Here is a 19,511-nt window from a genome sequence, read left to right on the forward strand (position 1 = left end):
GCGGACAAGATTGTAGAAAAACACGAGTTGAAGATCGCTTCAGAAGTAACCGAGAGTAAAAAAAAATATCTTGATCTTTAGCAAAAACTAAGTCCGATTTATGGCTTGGTTAAATTGAGAACAAGAACTCAAAAATTGTTTAAAAATGCACTAAAAAAGGCGGAGATCTTGTGCTACCGCCTTAAAAATAACCACTACATCTAGATGGTGAAAAATGTTAAAACTTCTGTGTATGCACGATATAGTTTACATCCACATTGTTGCCCAGTTTGTAGGTGTCCGTTAACGGATTGTAGTGTAAGCCCGTAATTCCCATCTCTGTGAGATCGGTACGGTCGATCATTTTGATTAACTCGGAAGGGCGGATGAACTTTTCATGCTCGTGTGTACCTTCTGGTACAATTTTCAATAGTTTCTCTGCACCCACAATCGCAAAGAGATACGATTTGATGTTGCGGTTTAGAGTCGAGAAGAAAACGTGGCCACCTGGTTTCACAAGTGCCGAACACGATCGAATAACAGAAAGTGGGTCTGGCACGTGTTCCAACATTTCCATGCAAGTGACGACGTCGTAGGTGCCCGCATTTTCGGCTGCATGGTCTTCAATTGTACTTTGGATGTAAGTTAGCTTGGTGCCCGTTTCAAGGGCATGCAAGCGAGCAACTTCTAACGGCTCTTTGCCCATATCAAGGCCAGTCACAGTCGCTCCCTCTTTAGCCATACTTTCGGCTAAGATGCCTCCACCGCATCCGACATCAAGAACGGTTTTGCCAAACAAGCCTTCAGCATTCTCTAAAACATAGTTCAAGCGCAGTGGGTTAATTTGGTGAAGAGGTTTAAACTCGCCTTCCAGATCCCACCAGCGTGAGGCCATTTCCTCAAACTTCTTGATTTCCTTTGGGTCGACATTTTGTGATTGGGTCATAACTACTCTGTTCTATATGTTAAAGGCTTCCATAAAATATGAGTGCATTATAACCCCGAATATTGAGTAGCGCATAGACTAGGCCACTTTTATCTAATTTTGGCTAAAATATAGCCTGTAATCAGAAACATAAATTTAGAATGTGCAATTTCTCGGCATTTGATTCACAACCAAGCTCACAACCTGATAAAAGGCGAGGGAAAGTGATGCCGAAGAGTTAATTTGTGTGTTATATTTTTGCACCTTAAACGTATTGTACATACGATCAAAAAATAGAGGGATAATGGCTCTATGAGCGATCTAGCTAAAGAGATCACGCCCGTAAACATTGAAGATGAGCTAAGAGGTTCGTACCTCGACTATGCGATGTCCGTAATCGTGGGTCGTGCTCTTCCAGATGTGCGTGATGGCCTAAAGCCAGTACACCGACGCGTACTTTATGCGATGAATGTGCTGGGCAATGATTGGAATAAACCATACAAAAAATCTGCCCGTGTTGTTGGCGACGTAATCGGTAAATATCACCCACACGGTGATAGTGCTGTGTACGACACTATCGTACGTATGGCTCAGCCGTTCTCACTACGTTACATGCTCGTTGATGGCCAAGGTAACTTCGGTTCTATCGATGGCGACTCAGCGGCAGCAATGCGTTATACCGAAGTTCGCATGGCAAAAATTGCTCATGAACTTTTGGCTGACCTAGACAAAGATACCGTCGACTACGTACCTAACTACGATGGTACCGAGCAGATCCCAGCGGTTCTTCCGACTAAAATTCCAAACCTACTGGTTAACGGTGCTTCTGGTATCGCGGTAGGTATGGCAACCAACATCCCGCCACATAACCTTGGCGAAGTGATCGATGGCTGTCTTGCTTTCATCAATAATGAAGAAATCACTATTGATGAACTAATGGATTATATTCCTGGTCCTGATTTCCCAACGGCAGCACTTATCAGTGGCCGTAAAGGCATTGTAGACGCGTACAAAACAGGTCGCGGCAAAATCTACATGCGCTCAAAAGCGGATATCGAAGTGGAGAAGAATGGTAAAGAAACCATCGTCGTCACTGAAATCCCTTACCAGGTAAACAAAGCTCGCTTGATTGAGAAGATCGCAGAGCTAGTTAAAGATAAGAAAGTAGAAGGCATCAGTGCACTGCGTGACGAGTCTGATAAAGACGGTATGCGTATTGTTATTGAATGTAAGCGCGATGCTGTGGGCGAAGTGGTTCTAAACAACCTTTATGCTCAAACTCAGCTGCAGACCACTTTCGGTATCAACATGGTGGCGTTAAACAATGGCCAGCCTCAGTTATTCAACCTGAAAGACATGTTGAAGTGCTTCGTTGATCACCGTCGTGAAGTTGTAACTCGCCGTACTATCTTCGAACTACGTAAAGCGCGTGAACGTGCACACATCCTTGAAGGCTTAGCGCTAGCGCTTGCCAACATTGATGAGATCATTGACCTTATCCGTAAAGCGCCAACACCAGCGGAAGCAAAAGCGGGTCTTATTGCACGTGGTTGGGACTTGGGCAACGTTTCGGCAATGCTTGAACGCGCAGGTACGGATGCGGCTCGTCCAGAATGGTTAGAGCCTCAATACGGCATCCGTGATGGCCAATACTTCCTAACGGAACAGCAAGCTCAAGCAATTCTAGATCTACGTTTACATAAACTAACAGGTCTAGAGCACGAGAAGATTCTTGGTGAATACAAGACGCTTCTAGAAGAAATCGCTGAACTAATGCATATCCTTGCAAGCACTGAGCGTTTGATGGAAGTGATCCGAGAAGAACTTGAAGCCGTTCGTGATGGCTTCGGTGACGCTCGCCGTACTGAAATCACAGCAGCGAGCCATGACATTGACATGGAAGAGCTGATTGCACGTGAAGATGTTGTGGTTACTTTGTCTCACGGTGGTTACGTTAAGTACCAAGTACTGAGCGACTACGAGTCACAGCGTCGTGGCGGTAAAGGTAAGAGCGCAACTAAGATGAAAGATGAAGACCACATTGAGCGTCTTCTAGTGGCGAACACCCACGACAACATCTTATGCTTCTCTACTCGCGGTAAGACATATCGTCTGAAAGTTTACCAATTGCCTCTAGCGAGCCGTACTGCTCGTGGTAAGCCAATTGTGAACATCCTTCCACTAGAAGAAGGTGAGCGCATTACGGCGATTCTACGTGTTGATGAGTTCTCTGAAGATAAGTTCATCTTCATGGCAACTGGTGACGGTACTGTTAAGAAGACGCCTCTGAATCAGTTTGCAAACGTACGTTCAAACGGTCTGATCGCGGTGAACCTACGTGATGACGATTCACTAATCGGTGTCGATATCACTAACGGTAGCAGCGATATCATGTTGTTCTCTAAAGCCGGTAAAGTGGTTCGCTTTAGCGAAGACAAAGTACGTGCAATGGGTCGTACTGCTGCTGGTGTACGTGGCATGAAGTTAGGTGAAGAGGACCAAGTGGTATCTCTCATTGTTCCTTCAAACGAAGGCGACATCCTAACCGTAACTGAGAACGGCTACGGTAAACGTACAGAGCTTGCAGAGTACCCAACAAAAGGTCGTGCAACTCAGGGTGTTGTATCTATCAAAGTTTCTGATCGAAACGGCCCGGTAGTTGGTGCTATTCAGGTTGTAGAAGGTGACGAGATGATGATGATCACTGATGCAGGTACGCTTGTTCGTACTCGTGTTGGTGAGGTAAGTCAGGTTGGCCGTAACACGCAAGGTGTGACGCTGATCCGTACTGCGGAAGACGAATCTGTGGTTGGTCTGCAACGTATTGAAGAAGTTGATGAAGCTGATTTGCCAGAAGGTGAAGAAGCTCAAGAAACGGAATCAAATGTTGAGAACACACCTGAAACTCCAGCAAATGATGAAGACGCGCAAGAATAACTTCTAAGTGTCTTAACTAAAAACCGAGCATCCTAGCTCGGTTTTTTTGTGTCTGAAATTGAGCATACGAAATTACCTTACTTTTTCAGTCTTTGAATTTAAAGCCCATGGTGAGAACTTGGTTCAATCATGTGCGCAACTAATATTCTAAATGACGTGCATAGAGGCGAGTTTGTCTATAGAATTTGCGCAACTTGTCGCATCTTCAATCAAAATAACTAACTCAAATGAAAATATCACTCAAACAAAAACTGATTGGTGCCAGCTTATTAGCTGTCGTGCTAATGGCTAGCGCATTAACTTGGCTTTCTGCTGTTAAACTCATGAATCAAACTCGTCAGAGCGTGCAAGAGCGTGCGGCCAGTCTAGCAACAACAGCGACTGAAGGCGTTTCAGATTGGATCACTATTCGTAAAAATATCGCAAAAGCATTCAATGACTATAGTGAAGAAGCCGATGTTGTACCGTACTTGCAACAAGCGAGAAAAGCGGGCGGATTTGACGACATCTTTTTAGGCACCCCATATGGCGGTATGTACCGTTCTCACCCTGAACGAAATCGCGCAGATTACGATCCTCGTACGCGTCCATGGTACAAAGACGCCAATGCGGCAGGTAAGCAAATTATCACGACGGCCTATAAAGATGCGATCACTAGTGCTCTATTGGTCACGATTGCAGAACCTGTTCGCTTGAATGGTCAATTCGTTGGTGTGGTTGGCGCAGATGTATTGCTTGAACAGTTGATTGAAGATGTTATCAATCTTGATGCGGGTGACAATGCTTATGCGATGCTTATTGATGGTCAAAATGGTACGTTTTTGGCCCATCCAAATAGCGACCTTCTGCTTCAGCCAGTGTCGACGCTTTCTAAAAATATGACGATGAATGTGATTGAAAATTCAGAACGTGATGGCGTGATGAAGTACATTCAGCGTGATAACACGGATAAGATTTACTTCTTTAAAGCAGTACCAAATACTCAATGGATTTTAGCTATTGAGATGGATCGTAAAACGGAAGAGGCAGCTTTCTCTGCGCTTCTTACTGAGCTGGTGATTACCGCTGCTATCATTACGTTGATCGTTGTACTGGTTGTCTCGTGGTTGGTTAGCTTCCTGTTCCGAGATCTTGGCCGCGTATCAAAAGCGCTTGAGGAGATCGCATCAGGTGAAGGTGATTTAACGCAACGACTAGAACCAAGAAGTGATGATGAAGTTGGTCAACTAGCTACAAATTTCAACACCTTCGTTGCGAATATGCACGCCATGGTTTCTAAACTTAGCTTAGTTTCTTCGTCACTGTCAGAGCAGTCTAAGCAAACAGCTCAACATGCAGAAGAGCGTAGCGCGCGTATTCGTCATCAGCAAGACGAAATCAACATGGTTGCTACGGCGATTAACGAAATGGCTGCCGCGACTCAAGAAATAGCAGGTAATGCAGATCACACAGCGCAAAACTCGTCAGAAGCTGTCACAGCTTGTGTACACGGTGGTGAGCAAGTCGTTCAAACTCAAAGCTCTATTCAAAACTTGGCGCAAGAAGTACAAGTAGCGACAGGTGTTATCCAAGAGCTTGAAGAACATGGCAATAGCATCAATACGATTCTATCAACAATTCAAGGCATTGCTGAGCAAACGAACTTGCTTGCATTAAACGCGGCGATTGAAGCGGCGCGAGCAGGTGAGCAAGGACGCGGTTTCGCTGTTGTTGCGGATGAGGTGCGAGTGCTTAGCCAGCGCACACATGCTTCGACTCAAGAGATTCAGCAAATGATAGAAACGCTGCAAGGGACAACATCGAAAGCAGTAGGTATTATGGGCGATAGCCGTCAACTGGCAGATACTAGTGTGGCAGACGCGGATTCCGCAGCAGTGAGCTTAACGCAAATTCAAACGGCGGTTGAGCGTATCAGTGATATGGCCACTCAGATTGCCTCAGCAGCAGAGGAGCAAGCGTCAGTTACCTCTGAAATCACACGTAACACCGTTGGTATTCGCGACGTTTCGAATGATTTGGCTGATGAAGCGCACGATGCTGCAGCCCAAGCAGCTCAGCTATCTGAACTGTCACATCAACTTGAAAACGAAATTCAACGTTTTAAGTTGTAACCAAGCTCCAAATCGTAGACAAATAGAAAAGAAAAACGCCCGGCTGACAGCCGGGCGTTTTGTTAACGACCAAATTTAAGAATCAAGGAATTAATCAATTAATCCGTATTGGGCACTTAATATATCAATGATTTCTTGCTTTGGGTTAGCACTCAGGTTGATTGGCTTGCCAGTAATTTTTTCTGCAATACCAGTATATGTTCTTGAAATATCCATCAATGCATCGAGTGGAAGGGCATTATCACGTGCGAGTGCTTCACGCTCTGGCATACGCTCTTTATTTAAAAGTATATCTGGATCAGGGAAGTGGTTGAGCAAGAATTGGCGGAACCCTTCTTTTGAGTTCTCGACGATGTTTCCAGCCTGATATTCTTTCTCATCCCAAATGCGAGAAGAGTCTGGGGTACCGACTTCATCCATGTAGATAAGCTTTTCGTTGCCTTCGGCATCTGTTACGTAGCCAAATTCGAATTTGGTATCAACAAAGATTTGCTCAACCTTAGCGAGAGCATCGCTAATCACACCAAAACCTTCGCGAAGTAGCTTCTCATATTGGGCGATGTCTTCCGCTTTAGAAAAGTTAAACGCCGCAAAGTTATCTTCAATGTTCTTGCGTGTAATGTTGACATCATCCGCTTCTGGTACGCCAGGGATGCCTTTTAGGATCCCCTTTGTGGAAGGCGTCATTAGCAAGTCTGGAAGCGCTTTATCTTTCTCTAAACTTTCAGGAAGCTGGATGCCACAAAATTCACGTTCGCCTTTTTCATATGCGCGCCACATTGACCCCGTGATGTACTGACGGCAAATGGCTTCTATCATGATCGGTTTCGCTTTTTGAACGATCCAAACCAGTGGGTGAGGGATATCAAGGATATGGCTATCGGCTAGACCGTTATCTTTGAACAGCTTAAACCAATGGTTTGAAATAGCATTAAGTGCGGCCCCTTTTCCTGGCACCCCTTGCAATCCACCTTCTGCGTGCCAAATGCAATCAAAGGCTGATATTCTGTCGCTGATCACCATGATAGCTAACGGAGCATCCGGGGCGACATTGTAGCCTTTCTCTTTTATTAGACGTTTGCTGTCTTCCTCGGTCAGCCAATACACTGAACGTACTTTCCCGCTATGAACAGGCTTGTTAGTACGAATTGGAAGATCATCATTTACGGCAAGAACTTGATCTGCAAGACTCATTTAGACATTCCTATCTTTGTCAAAAATGGGGTGACAGCCTGAATTAGGCAATCGATTTGCAGTGCATGATACCAGAACTATTTTGTGCTGCCAGAGAAAAAGCAAACGTTTGCTTTGTTTTTTAAAATGCCAAGAAAGAGATAAAAAGAAGCCTCCCAAGATAGAGAGGCTAAAGACAGTGTTGTTGCCAAGCTTGTTAGTGATACTTATATGAGCTGCCCTCGACAAAAAATACTTCGCATTGATATTGACGCCCCAAACTGCGAAGAAGCACTTGGTCGATGCTTGTAATGTTTCTGGATGCGACAACGGCACTGGCATTGCCTGACTTGATCGCCTTCATCACAATTTCCAGTTCTGATTGGGTTTGTGACGGCTTCATGTGAATGATCTTTGTACAGCTGATCTTGTATGAAGAGAATTGAGCGAAATCTGGACGAGGACACTCTGCAGTAAATAAAATCCACTGATTCTGATTAGACAAACCCGCCAAGCGAGCAAGGGATGAATCATCAATATCAAGGGGATGTGTTGGCTGAGCGAGAGCATTAAATTTTGATACTGAACGATGGTGTGGCTGTTGCTGAATCATAATACTGTCCCTATACACATGCTGTATGTGTGTACAGTAGTTTGTTTGAGGTAAGGGATCAAGTACTTTGGGATATAATATGAACGCTAATATCAATGTCTCATTAAGAGATTTATTGATAACTAATTGAATTTATTGTTTATTATTCTATTGAGTTTTCTTTGTGCTAGATACGCTGATATAAAAAATGTGAGGTTGAACACGTTAATATATACAGTGTTATACAGTGCTTTTAGGGAATGACAGTGTCTAGGGGATTATTCGCCGTCAATATCTCATTATTATTGACGGCGCAGAGAGCTATAAGAATCTTTCAGGATAGTCACTGAAAATGGCATCTAGCCCAGGTAGGTACTTTAAACGATTGGGATTATTCACCGTGTAGCACCATACCTGGTAGCCATCCGCTTGTAGAAGTTCGATGTGTTTTTTATTTGTTCTGAGGTAATTCAAATTGCAGCTAATGGCGGAGACTTCATCTAACAGCTGTTTAACCTTAGAGGTGAGCCGGTCACTTAAAACACCCAAATCGTACTCCGGTAAGATACTATGTAGTTCTCTAATAATATCCGGGCTAAAACTAGATAGCACAATGTCGTCTCGATTCGCGTTGTGCTTGAGTAAACAATCTTTGACCAAGCCACACACCTGCTGAACGTTATGCTGGTCAATTTTCACTTCTAGATTGAGCTTTAAGTGGTGTGCTTTTGCTAAAGAGAGCAGTTCACCTAACGTTACAATAGACTCACTTTTAAACTCAGGTGAAAACCAGCCACCAAAGTCAAATTCGCGTAATTGATCCAGAGTGAAAGAGTCCACTCGACCTTTACCATTGCTACACCGATCGATTTTATGATCATGGCAAACGACGAGTTCGCCGTCTTTTGTCGGTTGGATATCGACTTCCACCCACTCCAAACCTAATTCAATGGCAGCCAGAATACTGGCCTTGGTATTTTCAGGGAAACGCCCTGCAATTCCTCGGTGTCCCACGATAATCATTGGTCGCTTAGCTCTCTGTTACGTGATGTTAATAGATTACTCTTAATACTTGATAACAGACAGATATTTCTTGGTGTTGTACGGTCAAATCTGACACTATCGTCATCTACAAATAATAATGATAGTGAAGAGAATAAAGAGTGAACGCTGAACATAAGTCTGCCTGGATACTCGTGATGACAACCGCTCTCGCAGCGTTTGGTTGGATTTTCTCCAAAGAAACCATTCAGGGGTTACCTCCTTTTGGTTTTGTGGGCCTACGTTTTTTAGTTGCCTCAATATGCTTGGTTCCACTCAGTTATAAAAAATTTCGGCAGCTTACCTTCAGCTTATTTTTACAAGCTGCGGGGGGAGGAGCAATTCTTGCTGCGGCTTTAATGGCTTGGGTCTATGCGATTTCTGTTAGCGAAACACTTGGTGAGGGTGCATTTATTGTTAGCCTTTCAATGATTATTGTGCCTATCGTTGCTTGGGCACTATATAAAGAAAGGCCAAAACGAGCATTTTGGGTTTCTATGCCAATCGCCATATCCGGCCTCGCTTTGTTGTCTCTAAAGGGAGGCTGGAATAGCTCTGCTGGCCATATTTGGTTCTTTGCCAATGCGTGTTTACTGGCGCTTCATTTCAACGTGAACAGTAAACTTGCGCACAAATTGCCAGTGTTATTACTTACTTGTATTCAGCTATTTGTCACAGGGGTCATTGCACTGATTGCTTCCGCGTTATTTGAAACTTTTCCAGCGAGTATTGCCCCCTCCATTTGGGGATGGTTTGCTCTCAGTGCTTTGTTGGCAACCAGTTTACGTTATGTCATGCAAACCTTAGGTCAGAAGGGAAGCAACCCAGCGAACGCGGCATTAATTATGTTATTGGAGCCTATCTGGACGGTGATCTTGAGCATTCTTTGGTATGGAGAGTCATTGTCTGGAAGCAAGGTAGCAGGGTGTAGTCTTATTCTTGTTGCGCTCATTTTTTATCGGACCGATGGCCGTTTCATCAAGCTTAGAGAGTAAAGTTAACCTCACTCCCACTTAAACAACTGCTAAAATTTAGTAAGTATAAATGAGTTAAGCATCAGTTAAATCTCATTTTATGATTGCCTGTATAAGGATAAGAGAATGAAGATAGGTGTGATTGGGGCAGGAGCTGTAGGAGTAGAGATATGCAATTATCTTTTAACTCTCGGCAGTGTGAGCGAGCTGGTGTTGCTGGACAAGAACCTTGATCGCGCAGAAGGCGAAGTGTTTGATTTTCGACATACAACAGCACTGACGTTTACCAAAAACACCCACATTTTTCCTACTGATGATTACCTATCCTTAATTGGGGCAGACATTGTCGTGATCACCGCTGGAGAGCAGATCACACAAGGCCAAACTAGGATAGAATTGGCAGAAGTGAACAGTAAAATTGGTGTCGAGATTGCGACAGAAATTGAGCGCGTTGCTCCAACAGCGACCTTGATTGTGGTTACTAACCCTTGTGATATTGTTACTCACTTCATTGTAAAGAATACTGGTTTTTCACCTTCTCAAGTGATTAGTAGTGGCTGCGTGATTGATACTGCCAGGCTGATGAGCATTATCGCCAGTCGCGTAAACCTAGATCCGAAAAACATCTTTGGCTATGTCCTGGGCGAGCACGGCTGCAATTGCTTTGCACCTAAAAGCCTAATTTCAATTGCAGGCCAACCCGCAGACTATTATTGCGATACGCACAAGCTAGGACTGATTTGTTCAGATGAGTTATTAGAGTCGGTGAAGCAAGCGGGCTATGAAATCTTTAAGCGCAAACAGAACACCACTCATGGCATTGCAGCCAGCGTTTTTCGAATAATCCAGGCAATAATGATTAATGAACGTTCGGTACTTCCAGTTGCGACGTTATTGGAGGGGCAGTACGGGCTGAGAGACGTTGTGTTAAGTTTGCCCACAGTTGTGGGAAAAAACGGTGCAGAACTTATCCTAAACCACCCCTTTACTGAAGAAGAATCAGAGACATTATCTCTGATAGCAATAAATGTAAGAACCGTTGTGGATCGCGTCGCGATTGCCACTGGGCTACGAGTGTAATTCCTCCCTGTTTTATTAATTCCAACCAGTATCTACGTCGCAGTCAGCGATAGGGCTAAGTTGAACTTTGGCACAATCTCTTTAGTATGTGACTCTATAAACATACCGTCGACCGACACTGACACTTTCAAACCGAATGTAGCCCATGAAATTACGCAAAAATGCTCTCTTTGTCTGTAGCTTATTACTGAGCTGTCATGCTCATGCTTCTGGAGTCGACAAAGCCCTCACGATCCAGAGCCATACTCATAAAGCATCTTCTGCTAGCCAAAAAGAAATCGATAAAAGTGATCAGCGTATTCAGTTACTCAAAGCTGAAATCGAACAGCTTGAATCTGATGTGAAAAATCTAGAAGTGTATCGAAACCACCTTACTGCATTGGTAGCAAACCAAGAACAGGAAATGACCAGTCTTCATGATCAGGTTGAAGAAGTTAAAACCACTCGCCAAGGCATTGTTCCGCTGATGTACTACATGCTAGATGGGCTCAAACATTTTGTGGAACAAGACATTCCTGTGAAATCTCACCAGCGCGCTGAACGAATAAGTAAGTTGGAGGCGCTAATGACCAGAGCCGATGTCAGTGATGCTGAAAAATATCGACTTATTCTGGAGGCTTACCAAATTGAAGTGGAATATGGAAATAAAGTGGGGGTGTACAACAGCCAGATATTGGATGGCGACACGCCACGAGAGGTGGAAGCCTTGCACTTAGGTCGGGTTGCTTTAATTGCCCGCAGTCTGGATGGTCAGCGCTACTGGTATTGGCAACAAAGTGCAAAACAGTGGCAAATGGTGAAAAGCGAGTGGCATAACGATATTGAAACCGCGTTTGATGTTGCCTCGAAACGTATTGCGGCACAAATGGTTACTTTACCCGTGACATTGAATGCAGTGGAGGCTCGTTAATGTTTATACGTTGGATCGCCACACTCGTTGTAATGATGTGCCTGCCTTTTTCTACTGTTGCCGCCACTGATATCGTTGAAAAAACCGTTGCAGAGCAAAAACAGCAACAACAGCACAACGTAGAACGAGAAGCGAAATTTGATCAGCAACTGCAAGCGCTATTAACGCGTAAAAAATCGCTTCAGCAAAAAAAACAGACACTAACGGCACAAACCGACACTTTAAGTCAGACTTTTACGGCCAATGAAAAGACGTTGGCCGAGTTAGAACAAACGCTACAACTTGAATCTGGCAGTTTAGGTGAAGTGTTCGGTACGGCAAGACAAAGCGCAAAATCTTTAAAAACCGAGTTGGATTCATCTATCTCAGGTATCGGGGCTGAGGAGCATTTATCTCACTTGAATGCGATAGTTTCTGAAACACAGCTGCCGAATATTGAGCAACTGACTCAATTATGGCAAGCGCTAGAACAAGAAATTCGTGCCAGTGGAGTGAGCCAAGCGTATACGCTTAAATATGTCGATGGAGAGGGACTCGTTTCACCGCAAGAGTTTATTCGACTTGGTTCGATCGCGTTAGTGGGCGAGCGTGGCTTTGCGAAATGGGATGGCGACACACAGCAAGCGCTCTCGTTTGCCAATCAGCCGGAGAATACGCTGCATCGAGATCAACTCATGACGTCGTTAGCTAACCGTGAACCTGTGATGATGAGTATCGACCCAACACGAGGTGCGGTTTTAGATCAGTTTGCCTATCAGCCTTCGATGGTTGATCGCCTTGAAGCAGGGGGCATGGTCGGTGGCGTGATCGTGGCTTTACTTGTCGTTGGGATGCTAATCGCCATCGTACGAGGTGTGACGGTATTCAATATCAAGCGCCAGGTCAGTGCCCAGCTAAAAACGCCTGAACACCCTACCAATAATCCACTCGGTCGTGTGTTGTCTGTGTACAGCGAAGATAAGACAAGAAGTGTTGAAGCGTTGGAGCTACGTTTGCTGGAAGTCATCGTAGATGAACAAGCCAAATTAGAAAAAGGGCTGTCTATGCTCAAACTTCTTGCTGCATTGGCACCCATGCTGGGGCTGTTGGGGACAGTGACAGGGATGATCGAGACGTTTCAAATCATGACTTTATTTGGTACGGGTGACGCGAAAGTCATGGCAGGCGGGATTTCGACCGCGCTAGTGACGACAGTTATGGGGCTTGTGGCGGCAATGCCACTATTATTGGTACACAATATTTTGACTACCCAAGCAGAAAACTTACGCAATATCCTTGAGAAACAGGGGATAGCGCTTGTTGCTCAGCAAGCCGAAAATAGCACGCCACTCGTTGCCGAGAACATTGCATAATGATTGATTCACTTGCCGCTTTATCATCGCTACTGGGCGGTCACATTTGGTGGAGCGAATTTACCCACTTCATGCAACAAGGCGGTCCAGTGCTTTGGTGTCTTTTTGCTGTTGTGCTGCTGTTTTGGTTGCTGGTGGTAGAAAGAGTGATCTATTTACTTATGTATTACCCCAAAGTTAAAGCCAGTTGGGTGAGTACATGGCAAGCTCGCAGTGAGCATCACTCCTGGTACGCAAAATCCGTTCGTGATGGTTGGATAGCCCAAGCGCACATTGGCATTTACCAAAACACGAATACGATAAAGTTGCTCGTTTCGTTGTGCCCTATGCTCGGTTTACTCGGTACGGTTACGGGAATGATCAGTGTTTTTGACTCCATGGCGTTAGAAGGTAACAATGAGCCTAAATTGATGGCATCAGGTATTGCGCTGGCAACCTTACCGACTATGGCGGGTATGGTCGCGGCATTAGTGGGGATATTTATCCATGCGCGTTTAATTAAGATTTGCAAAACAAAAGCTTATCAACTGGAAAAAGAATTAAGGATTCAACAATGAGACTTGGCCGACGAGTGCATAAACAGGACGAAGCGCAGGTCGACTTGACGCCAATGCTCGATATTGTGTTTATCATGCTGATTTTCTTCATTGTAACCAGTTCTTTTGTTCGAGAGTCAGGTATTGAAGTCGATCGCCCTAGCGCGACAAATATTGTGAGCCAAGATAAAGCGGGTATCCACGTTGCGGTGACAGCGAATAATGATATTTATATTGATAAACGTATGGTGGACTCTGAAAGAGTGCAGGCAACACTCGAAGTATTACTGGTTGAAAAACCGAATAGCGGATTGGTTATTCAAGCCGATGAACGTGCTCACAGTGGTATCGTGGTTAAGGTGATGGATGCCGCCAAAAGTGCCGGTATAGAGAATATTGCTTTAGCCGCGGAAGCGAAATAATGATGCGGTTTTTATTTGCAATTCCGGTCTCTTTGGTACTAGCAATGCTGCTGTTCCTGTTGATGGCCTGGTTAGTGGGGGCACCTAAGCAACAATCACAACCCATGTTGGAACTCACCGCTGTCAATTTCGTTGTTGAAGAACAAGAGCAGAATGTCGCGCATCGCACTCGGGCTTTGCCTCCACCACCAACACTTGAGCCGCTGCCAACTGATTACATGACCGCTCCCGAACCAGCCATGCAGCTGAGTGCACCAATTACACCGAGTCAGATCTCAACTTCTGCATTAAACATTGAGGTTGGTAGCGTTGATATTAATGCGCCGGAAATCGGCAGTTTCGAATCGGCCAGCCCAATAATGCCTATTCATCGAGTGGAACCGCGCTACCCGTATAAAGCGAGCCAACGTAGAATTGAAGGGTACGTCGTCATTAGATTCAACATTGATGAAAAAGGGCGGCCAGTGGACCTTGAAGTCATTGAAGCCAAACCCAAACGGCTTTTTGAAAGAGAAGCCGTAAAAGCACTCAAGCAGTGGCGTTATCAACCTATGCTAGAACAAGGCCAACCAGTGACGCATCACGGACAAACAGTGAAACTCGAGTTTAGGCAACCAAAATGAAAAACTTAATCCTTGCTCTGTGTGCGATTATTCTGACTAACGCGGCAATAGGCCGTGAACTTAGTGTATTTACCGCGTCTAAATTGCAGCAAGCGCAAAAATATGACTCTAAGGGCCAGTTGGAAAAGGCGATCGGTATTTTGCAGCCACTGACAATTTCACGTAGCTATGATCGCGCTATGGTTGATCGAAGTTTGGGTGTCTACTTTTGGAAGAATAACCAGCTTAAGTTGTCAGCACACCATTTACAAAAAGCACTAGAAACAGACGCCATCGAAGGAAAACAGCAGACGGAGCTGAGAAAAATGCTGGCAGATGTGCTGTTTAATCAAAGAGAGTTCCGAGAAGCTCTACAACATTACGCTCAGTTAACCGCTGTAACTCAAGAGCCCACTCGTTCACAGCTTTGGTTAAGTATGGCAAAAGCTCATTACCAATTAGAGCAGTGGCAACAGACTATCGATGCTGCAAATCGAGTTGTGGGGGCGTCAAAACACAATTTTGAGCCACTCACTATCAAGCTGAGTGCGCAAATACACTCTTCTCAATGGCGCGGTGCAGAAAAAACGTTAAGGGCTCTGCTCAAATACCAACCTAAAAACCCAAACTGGTGGCGACAGCTAGTGAATGTCAAACTTCACTCTGGTGATACGCGCGGGGCTTTAACGGCGTTGTCATTGGCCAAAAATCAAATCGCATTGAATGTTCAAGATCGAAAACTATTGGCAAGGCTATTTGATAAATCTGGTATTCCAGAGCGAGCAGCACTAGAGCTTTCTTTGTTACCGGCTTCTGAACAAAATATCGATCTGCTGGTTGAACAAGCGGGCTATTGGCAGAAGGCAAAAGAGTGGGGGCATGCGGCTATTGTCTGGGAAAGCTTGTCGAAAAAGGACGAAAAATACCATCGGCAGCTAGCGCTTGCTTTGACACAAAATGGCGATCATCAAAAGGCCTTAAACGTGCTTGAACGTTACCAAGTAAAGCGCGCTGACATCGCGTTGCTCAAAGCCAAAGTGCACGACAAGTTAAACCAGTTGGATGAAGCATTAGAGGAAGCGAAAGCCGCTCAAAAAATCGAGCCTTCCGCGAGCGCGGAAAGTTGGATTGAGTATTTAAGTAATAAAAAGATGGTGTCTAACAAGCTTAAACAACAAGCTCGTTATCAAAAAGAGGGAAGAAATACTTCCGCTCTTTGACTCACTGGGCAGTGACTATTTCATATCTAGGCAAGCAAATTCTGCCCGCCACAATAACGACTTAGATGACTCCATGTTTGCCAGCACTTCTTTACCAGAAAGCTGAGGATAAGCCTGCATGACTTTCGCGTCTTCCTGCCTTCTGGATTTGGAGTAAGCCCGTACGTGAGTGAATGTCCCTGACAAATTATTCGACAGCATAGCTCTAGAAAGACAGATGCCAAATATATCCTTTTCCATTTTTAATAGCCCTCATTTTGAGACTAGGACCTAGTTTTCTATATGTTTTTATTAAGCCTCTAGACAGTGACGTTGGATACTTCTACCAGTGCTTAGTAAGTATACTAGATGTTGTCTTTCAGTGTGCAAAAATTAGCCACTAAAACACTTGATCGAAATCAACTTTTCTCCTGTTTAAGTACTCTGTGCTGTTAAAGTGCGTTTTGAGTAAAGTTTTGCAACAAAACAATCAAATTCATTAACGACATACACACTCCATTCACAGTTCAGGCTGAGTATGCTCGTGACAAGCTGCAAGCAGTGTTAGCCTATTCCAGCACTAAGGAGAAGGTATGAAATGGAGCAGCATCAGCTTCCGGAAAAGGATGCTGATTATCATGACTTTATCTGGGCTAATTGAGCTACTTTTGCTTGTAGCCGCTGGTTTTATGTATGTAAAGCATGAGCAAGAACAAGAAATGGGTCGCAAGGCGTTAGGGGTAGCTTCCTTTCTGGCTGAGTCACCCTACGTTGTGGAAATGATTCAAACTGGCGTGAACGAAGAATATCAAGAACGCTATCGTAATTTGACCGAACTGATTGGTGCTGCATTTATTGTCATTGGTGATAAGGATGGAATACGTCTAGTTCACCCGGTTGAAGAGCGAATTGGGCTACCTATGAAAGGGGGGGATAACGATCGCGCATTGATAGAAGGTCAAGCTTATATTTCCGTAGCTAAAGGATCTTTGGGCTACTCGGTGCGTGGTAAGTCCGCCGTGTTTGACTCAAACGGGAATATTATTGGAGTTGTCTCTGTTGGTTACTTAATTGATAGACTTCAGGATAGAATCGAGCCCTTCTTAGCTTATTTGACCCTTATGGCATTTTTGGTGGTAGGTGCCAATGCTGTTGTCTCAAGCTATGCATCACGCCGTTTTCAGAAAGCCATTTTAGGCTTTGAGCCAGAAGAAATTGGCCGTCTTTACGTTGAGTTAGACGTGACGCTTGAAACCTTAAAAGAAGGAATACTGAGCATTGATGGAGAAGGGCGTCTTCGTTCTATTAACCGCAGTGCATGCCAGATTCTTGGACTGGAAAAAAGTGAGTGTTTGAATAAGCCACTGAATCAGATCTTGCCGGAAAGTGATTTACATATTGTGCTGCAAACCGCTAGAACGGATCACGACATCAATTTATACCTAAATCAACAACGCCTTATTGCTAATAGAAGCCCGATTATTGTTGATGGTAAAGTCGTGGGAGCGGTATCAAGTTTCCGACTAAAAGATGATTTAACGGAATTAACCGAGCAGTTGGCAAAAACCAAAGAATACGCCGACATGCTTCGCTCCCAAACTCATGAGCACCGTAATAAGCTCAACACGATCAGTGGCATGGTACAAATGGGCGAATTAGATGCAGTCCAGCATTTGATAGGCCAAGAAACGGACCACTACCAAACGCTGATCGAGTTCTTACGGGAAACCATCAAAGAGCCACTAATTGCTGGCATGTTATTAGGTAAAACTGAACGAGCACGTGAACTAGGTTTAAAGCTTGTCGTCGAAGATGGCTCACGTTTAGAGCCTCTGCCTGACCGCATTAACGCTGAAGATGTGGTGACTATTTTAGGAAACCTAATTGATAACGCATTTGATGCCACGCGAGAAGCATTATCTAGTGACCCTAACTTTTCACTAAGTCGGAGAGTTATCGACGTTTCTATTAGTGATTTTGGTAATGAGGTGATTTTAGAAGTTCAGGACCAAGGATGCGGTTTGCCACAGAACATGAGTGTGGCATCGCTGGTAAAAAGAGGTGTTTCAAGTAAAGACGACAACACTCGCGGTGTCGGGCTGCATTTAGTAAACGAACTTGCCTTGCGTTATCAGGGTGAATTAGAAATGGCGAACAATAAGGAGCATGGAGCCAGAATGACGGTCTATCTACCTAAGGAAGATCTGGTATGACACGTAAAACCAAAGTAATGATTGTTGAAGATGATATTGCTATCGCTCAACTACACCAGAAATACCTAGAGCAAATCGACAGCTATCAAGTGATTGGAATTGCAACCAATAAAGCAGAAGCAAAGCTGCAATTGGAAATATTGGAGCCTGAACTCTTGTTACTGGATGTGCACCTACCCGATGGCTCAGGGTTGGATATACTGCAAGATCTGCGTAGCAACAATATCAGTTGCGACATCATTCTCATTACTGCCGCAAGAGATGTAGATACGCTGCAGCAAGCAATGAGAGGGGGCGTGGTCGATTACTTGCTTAAGCCAGTGATGTTCCCACGTTTGGATGCCGCGCTGAAAAAATACGTTGCTCAGAAACACCACCTCAATCATGTGGATGATCTAGACCAGACACTGGTGGATAAAATGCTTCAATCTGCCACGACTTCAGAGCCGTCGAAAACGCGCTTACCTAAAGGTATTGATGGCGTCACGCTCGACAAGATTAAATCATTGTTTGCAGATAAAGTGAGCTTAACCGCGGATGAAGCGGGTGAAAAAATTGGTGCTAGCCGTACAACCGCAAGGCGCTACTTGGAGTTTCTTATCAGCACTGGCGAGCTGGAAGCTGACCTCAAATATGGATCAGTTGGGCGACCAGAAAGAAGTTATAAGAAGGCTTTGGTGAAATAACAAAGTATCACGTGATAAATAATTAACGGCTTTGCGCGCTAAGTGTATAAAATAGGGTGTTTAATTGTTTTTAGCTAAGTGAGTATAGATGGAAAGTGTTTTTATTGTTGTTGGCTTGCTAGTGCTTTTTTTCTTGGTAGTGCAAAAGCGCTATTTAAAACAAGAAGAGCTTAAAGATAGCGCCTATAAGAAGAAAGGCCCTATTCTTTCTATGCAAGAGTCTGCTTTTTTCAATGCATTAGTGACAGCGGTTGGCTCGCATGGCGTTGTACTTACGAAAGTTAATATGGCAAACGTATTGTCACCGCTAGAGACAGATAAAAAGCGCTGGTTTATCGCGAATAATCGTATCGCTAAAAGCTACTTTGATTTTGTTGTGTGTGATCCAAGAACGTTAGATATACGAGTTATCATCGAATTCGATAATGGTAAGCCATTAGATAAAGGTAAGATTGAGCGCCAAAAACTCCTAATGCATGTCTGTAAGTCGGCATCTATTCCTTTAATCGGTACCACGATCAAGCACAGCTACCAAGTGGGAAGATTACGTCGCTTATTAGCGGCTCATATTGACCTTATCGAACCTGAAAAAGAAGTGCGTTTTTGTAAGCGTTGTGGCAGCCCTATGGTGATTAAAATTGCCAGTGTGGGAGATCATAAAGGTCGACGTTTTTTCACCTGTAGCCGACAGCCACAGTGTACTTATACAGAAAATTACAACGTCGTTTTTGATGAAGAAGATTCACCGAATCAGTAAGTAAAAACTCTCACAGTCACAT

Annotated in this window: 18 protein-coding genes; 13 read left to right on the plus strand and 5 right to left on the minus strand. The window is 44.3% G+C overall.

The window, feature by feature from the left end:
- Positions 1-217: 217 nt before the first annotated feature.
- On the minus strand, positions 218-925 hold the full coding sequence (gene ubiG / locus VNE01S_RS02095; protein ID WP_053395501.1) for a bifunctional 2-polyprenyl-6-hydroxyphenol methylase/3-demethylubiquinol 3-O-methyltransferase UbiG: 708 nt from the start codon (positions 923-925) through the stop codon (positions 218-220).
- 291 nt (positions 926-1,216) lie between these two features.
- Here ubiG and gyrA point away from each other — a divergent pair, with 291 nt between their 5' ends.
- Positions 1,217-3,841: a DNA topoisomerase (ATP-hydrolyzing) subunit A gene (gyrA, locus tag VNE01S_RS02100; RefSeq protein ID WP_053395500.1), complete on the plus strand. Its 2,625-nt coding sequence runs from the start codon at positions 1,217-1,219 to the stop codon at positions 3,839-3,841.
- Between the two features lie 227 nt (positions 3,842-4,068).
- A complete protein-coding gene (locus VNE01S_RS02105; RefSeq protein ID WP_053395499.1) occupies positions 4,069-5,952 on the plus strand; it encodes a methyl-accepting chemotaxis protein in 1,884 nt (627 codons plus the stop codon).
- A gap of 90 nt (positions 5,953-6,042) precedes the next feature.
- On the opposite strand, the gene VNE01S_RS02110 is transcribed toward VNE01S_RS02105, so the two are convergent.
- The 3 genes from VNE01S_RS02110 to VNE01S_RS02120 form a co-directional block, all read right to left on the minus strand.
- The gene (locus VNE01S_RS02110) at positions 6,043-7,146 is read right to left on the minus strand and encodes a phosphoribosylaminoimidazolesuccinocarboxamide synthase (RefSeq protein WP_053395498.1); all 1,104 of its coding nucleotides are present in this window, start codon (positions 7,144-7,146) and stop codon (positions 6,043-6,045) included.
- A gap of 196 nt (positions 7,147-7,342) precedes the next feature.
- Entirely contained in the window at positions 7,343-7,738 is a 396-nt protein-coding gene (locus VNE01S_RS02115) for a hypothetical protein (RefSeq protein WP_053395497.1), read from the minus strand.
- A 300-nt stretch (positions 7,739-8,038) separates the two neighbouring features.
- Entirely contained in the window at positions 8,039-8,740 is a 702-nt protein-coding gene (locus tag VNE01S_RS02120; protein WP_053395496.1) for a glycerophosphodiester phosphodiesterase family protein, read from the minus strand.
- A gap of 140 nt (positions 8,741-8,880) precedes the next feature.
- Here VNE01S_RS02120 and VNE01S_RS02125 point away from each other — a divergent pair, with 140 nt between their 5' ends.
- The 8 genes from VNE01S_RS02125 to VNE01S_RS02160 all read left to right on the plus strand — a co-directional run bounded on the left by VNE01S_RS02125 (position 8,881) and on the right by VNE01S_RS02160 (position 15,854).
- The gene (locus tag VNE01S_RS02125; protein WP_053395495.1) at positions 8,881-9,753 is read left to right on the plus strand and encodes a DMT family transporter; all 873 of its coding nucleotides are present in this window, start codon (positions 8,881-8,883) and stop codon (positions 9,751-9,753) included.
- A 105-nt stretch (positions 9,754-9,858) separates the two neighbouring features.
- Positions 9,859-10,812, plus strand: coding sequence for a lactate/malate family dehydrogenase (locus VNE01S_RS02130; protein WP_053395494.1), 954 nt, complete (start codon positions 9,859-9,861; stop codon positions 10,810-10,812).
- Positions 10,813-10,957: 145 nt separating this feature from the next.
- Complete coding sequence (locus VNE01S_RS02135; RefSeq protein ID WP_053395493.1) at positions 10,958-11,722, plus strand: DUF3450 domain-containing protein; 765 nt, start codon at positions 10,958-10,960, stop codon at positions 11,720-11,722.
- A complete protein-coding gene (locus VNE01S_RS02140) occupies positions 11,722-13,074 on the plus strand; it encodes a MotA/TolQ/ExbB proton channel family protein (protein WP_053395492.1) in 1,353 nt (450 codons plus the stop codon). Before VNE01S_RS02135 ends, VNE01S_RS02140 begins: the two co-directional genes overlap by 1 nt.
- Positions 13,074-13,631: a MotA/TolQ/ExbB proton channel family protein gene (locus tag VNE01S_RS02145; protein ID WP_053395491.1), complete on the plus strand. Its 558-nt coding sequence runs from the start codon at positions 13,074-13,076 to the stop codon at positions 13,629-13,631. Before VNE01S_RS02140 ends, VNE01S_RS02145 begins: the two co-directional genes overlap by 1 nt.
- On the plus strand, positions 13,628-14,032 hold the full coding sequence (locus VNE01S_RS02150; RefSeq protein WP_053395490.1) for an ExbD/TolR family protein: 405 nt from the start codon (positions 13,628-13,630) through the stop codon (positions 14,030-14,032). Before VNE01S_RS02145 ends, VNE01S_RS02150 begins: the two co-directional genes overlap by 4 nt.
- Complete coding sequence (locus VNE01S_RS02155) at positions 14,032-14,655, plus strand: energy transducer TonB (protein ID WP_053395489.1); 624 nt, start codon at positions 14,032-14,034, stop codon at positions 14,653-14,655. Before VNE01S_RS02150 ends, VNE01S_RS02155 begins: the two co-directional genes overlap by 1 nt.
- Complete coding sequence (locus VNE01S_RS02160; protein WP_053395488.1) at positions 14,652-15,854, plus strand: tetratricopeptide repeat protein; 1,203 nt, start codon at positions 14,652-14,654, stop codon at positions 15,852-15,854. Before VNE01S_RS02155 ends, VNE01S_RS02160 begins: the two co-directional genes overlap by 4 nt.
- 15 nt (positions 15,855-15,869) lie before the next feature.
- Here the strand turns inward: VNE01S_RS02160 and VNE01S_RS02165 are convergent, their stop codons facing one another.
- The gene (locus tag VNE01S_RS02165) at positions 15,870-16,094 is read right to left on the minus strand and encodes a hypothetical protein (protein ID WP_053395487.1); all 225 of its coding nucleotides are present in this window, start codon (positions 16,092-16,094) and stop codon (positions 15,870-15,872) included.
- Between the two features lie 332 nt (positions 16,095-16,426).
- Here VNE01S_RS02165 and VNE01S_RS02170 point away from each other — a divergent pair, with 332 nt between their 5' ends.
- The 3 genes from VNE01S_RS02170 (at position 16,427) to VNE01S_RS02180 (ending at position 19,489) form a co-directional block, all read left to right on the plus strand.
- Positions 16,427-18,046 carry an ATP-binding protein gene (locus tag VNE01S_RS02170; protein WP_053395486.1) on the plus strand — a complete coding sequence of 540 codons (1,620 nt, stop codon included), beginning with the start codon at positions 16,427-16,429 and terminating at the stop codon, positions 18,044-18,046.
- A complete protein-coding gene (locus VNE01S_RS02175) occupies positions 18,043-18,732 on the plus strand; it encodes a response regulator (RefSeq protein WP_053395485.1) in 690 nt (229 codons plus the stop codon). Before VNE01S_RS02170 ends, VNE01S_RS02175 begins: the two co-directional genes overlap by 4 nt.
- Before the next feature lie 88 nt (positions 18,733-18,820).
- Positions 18,821-19,489, plus strand: a complete 669-nt coding sequence (locus VNE01S_RS02180; RefSeq protein WP_053395484.1) for a DUF2726 domain-containing protein — start codon at positions 18,821-18,823, stop codon at positions 19,487-19,489.
- Positions 19,490-19,511 lie beyond the last annotated feature (22 nt).

Origin of the sequence: Vibrio nereis NBRC 15637 (assembly GCF_001591105.1) — a bacterium.
Classification (GTDB): domain Bacteria; phylum Pseudomonadota; class Gammaproteobacteria; order Enterobacterales; family Vibrionaceae; genus Vibrio; species Vibrio nereis.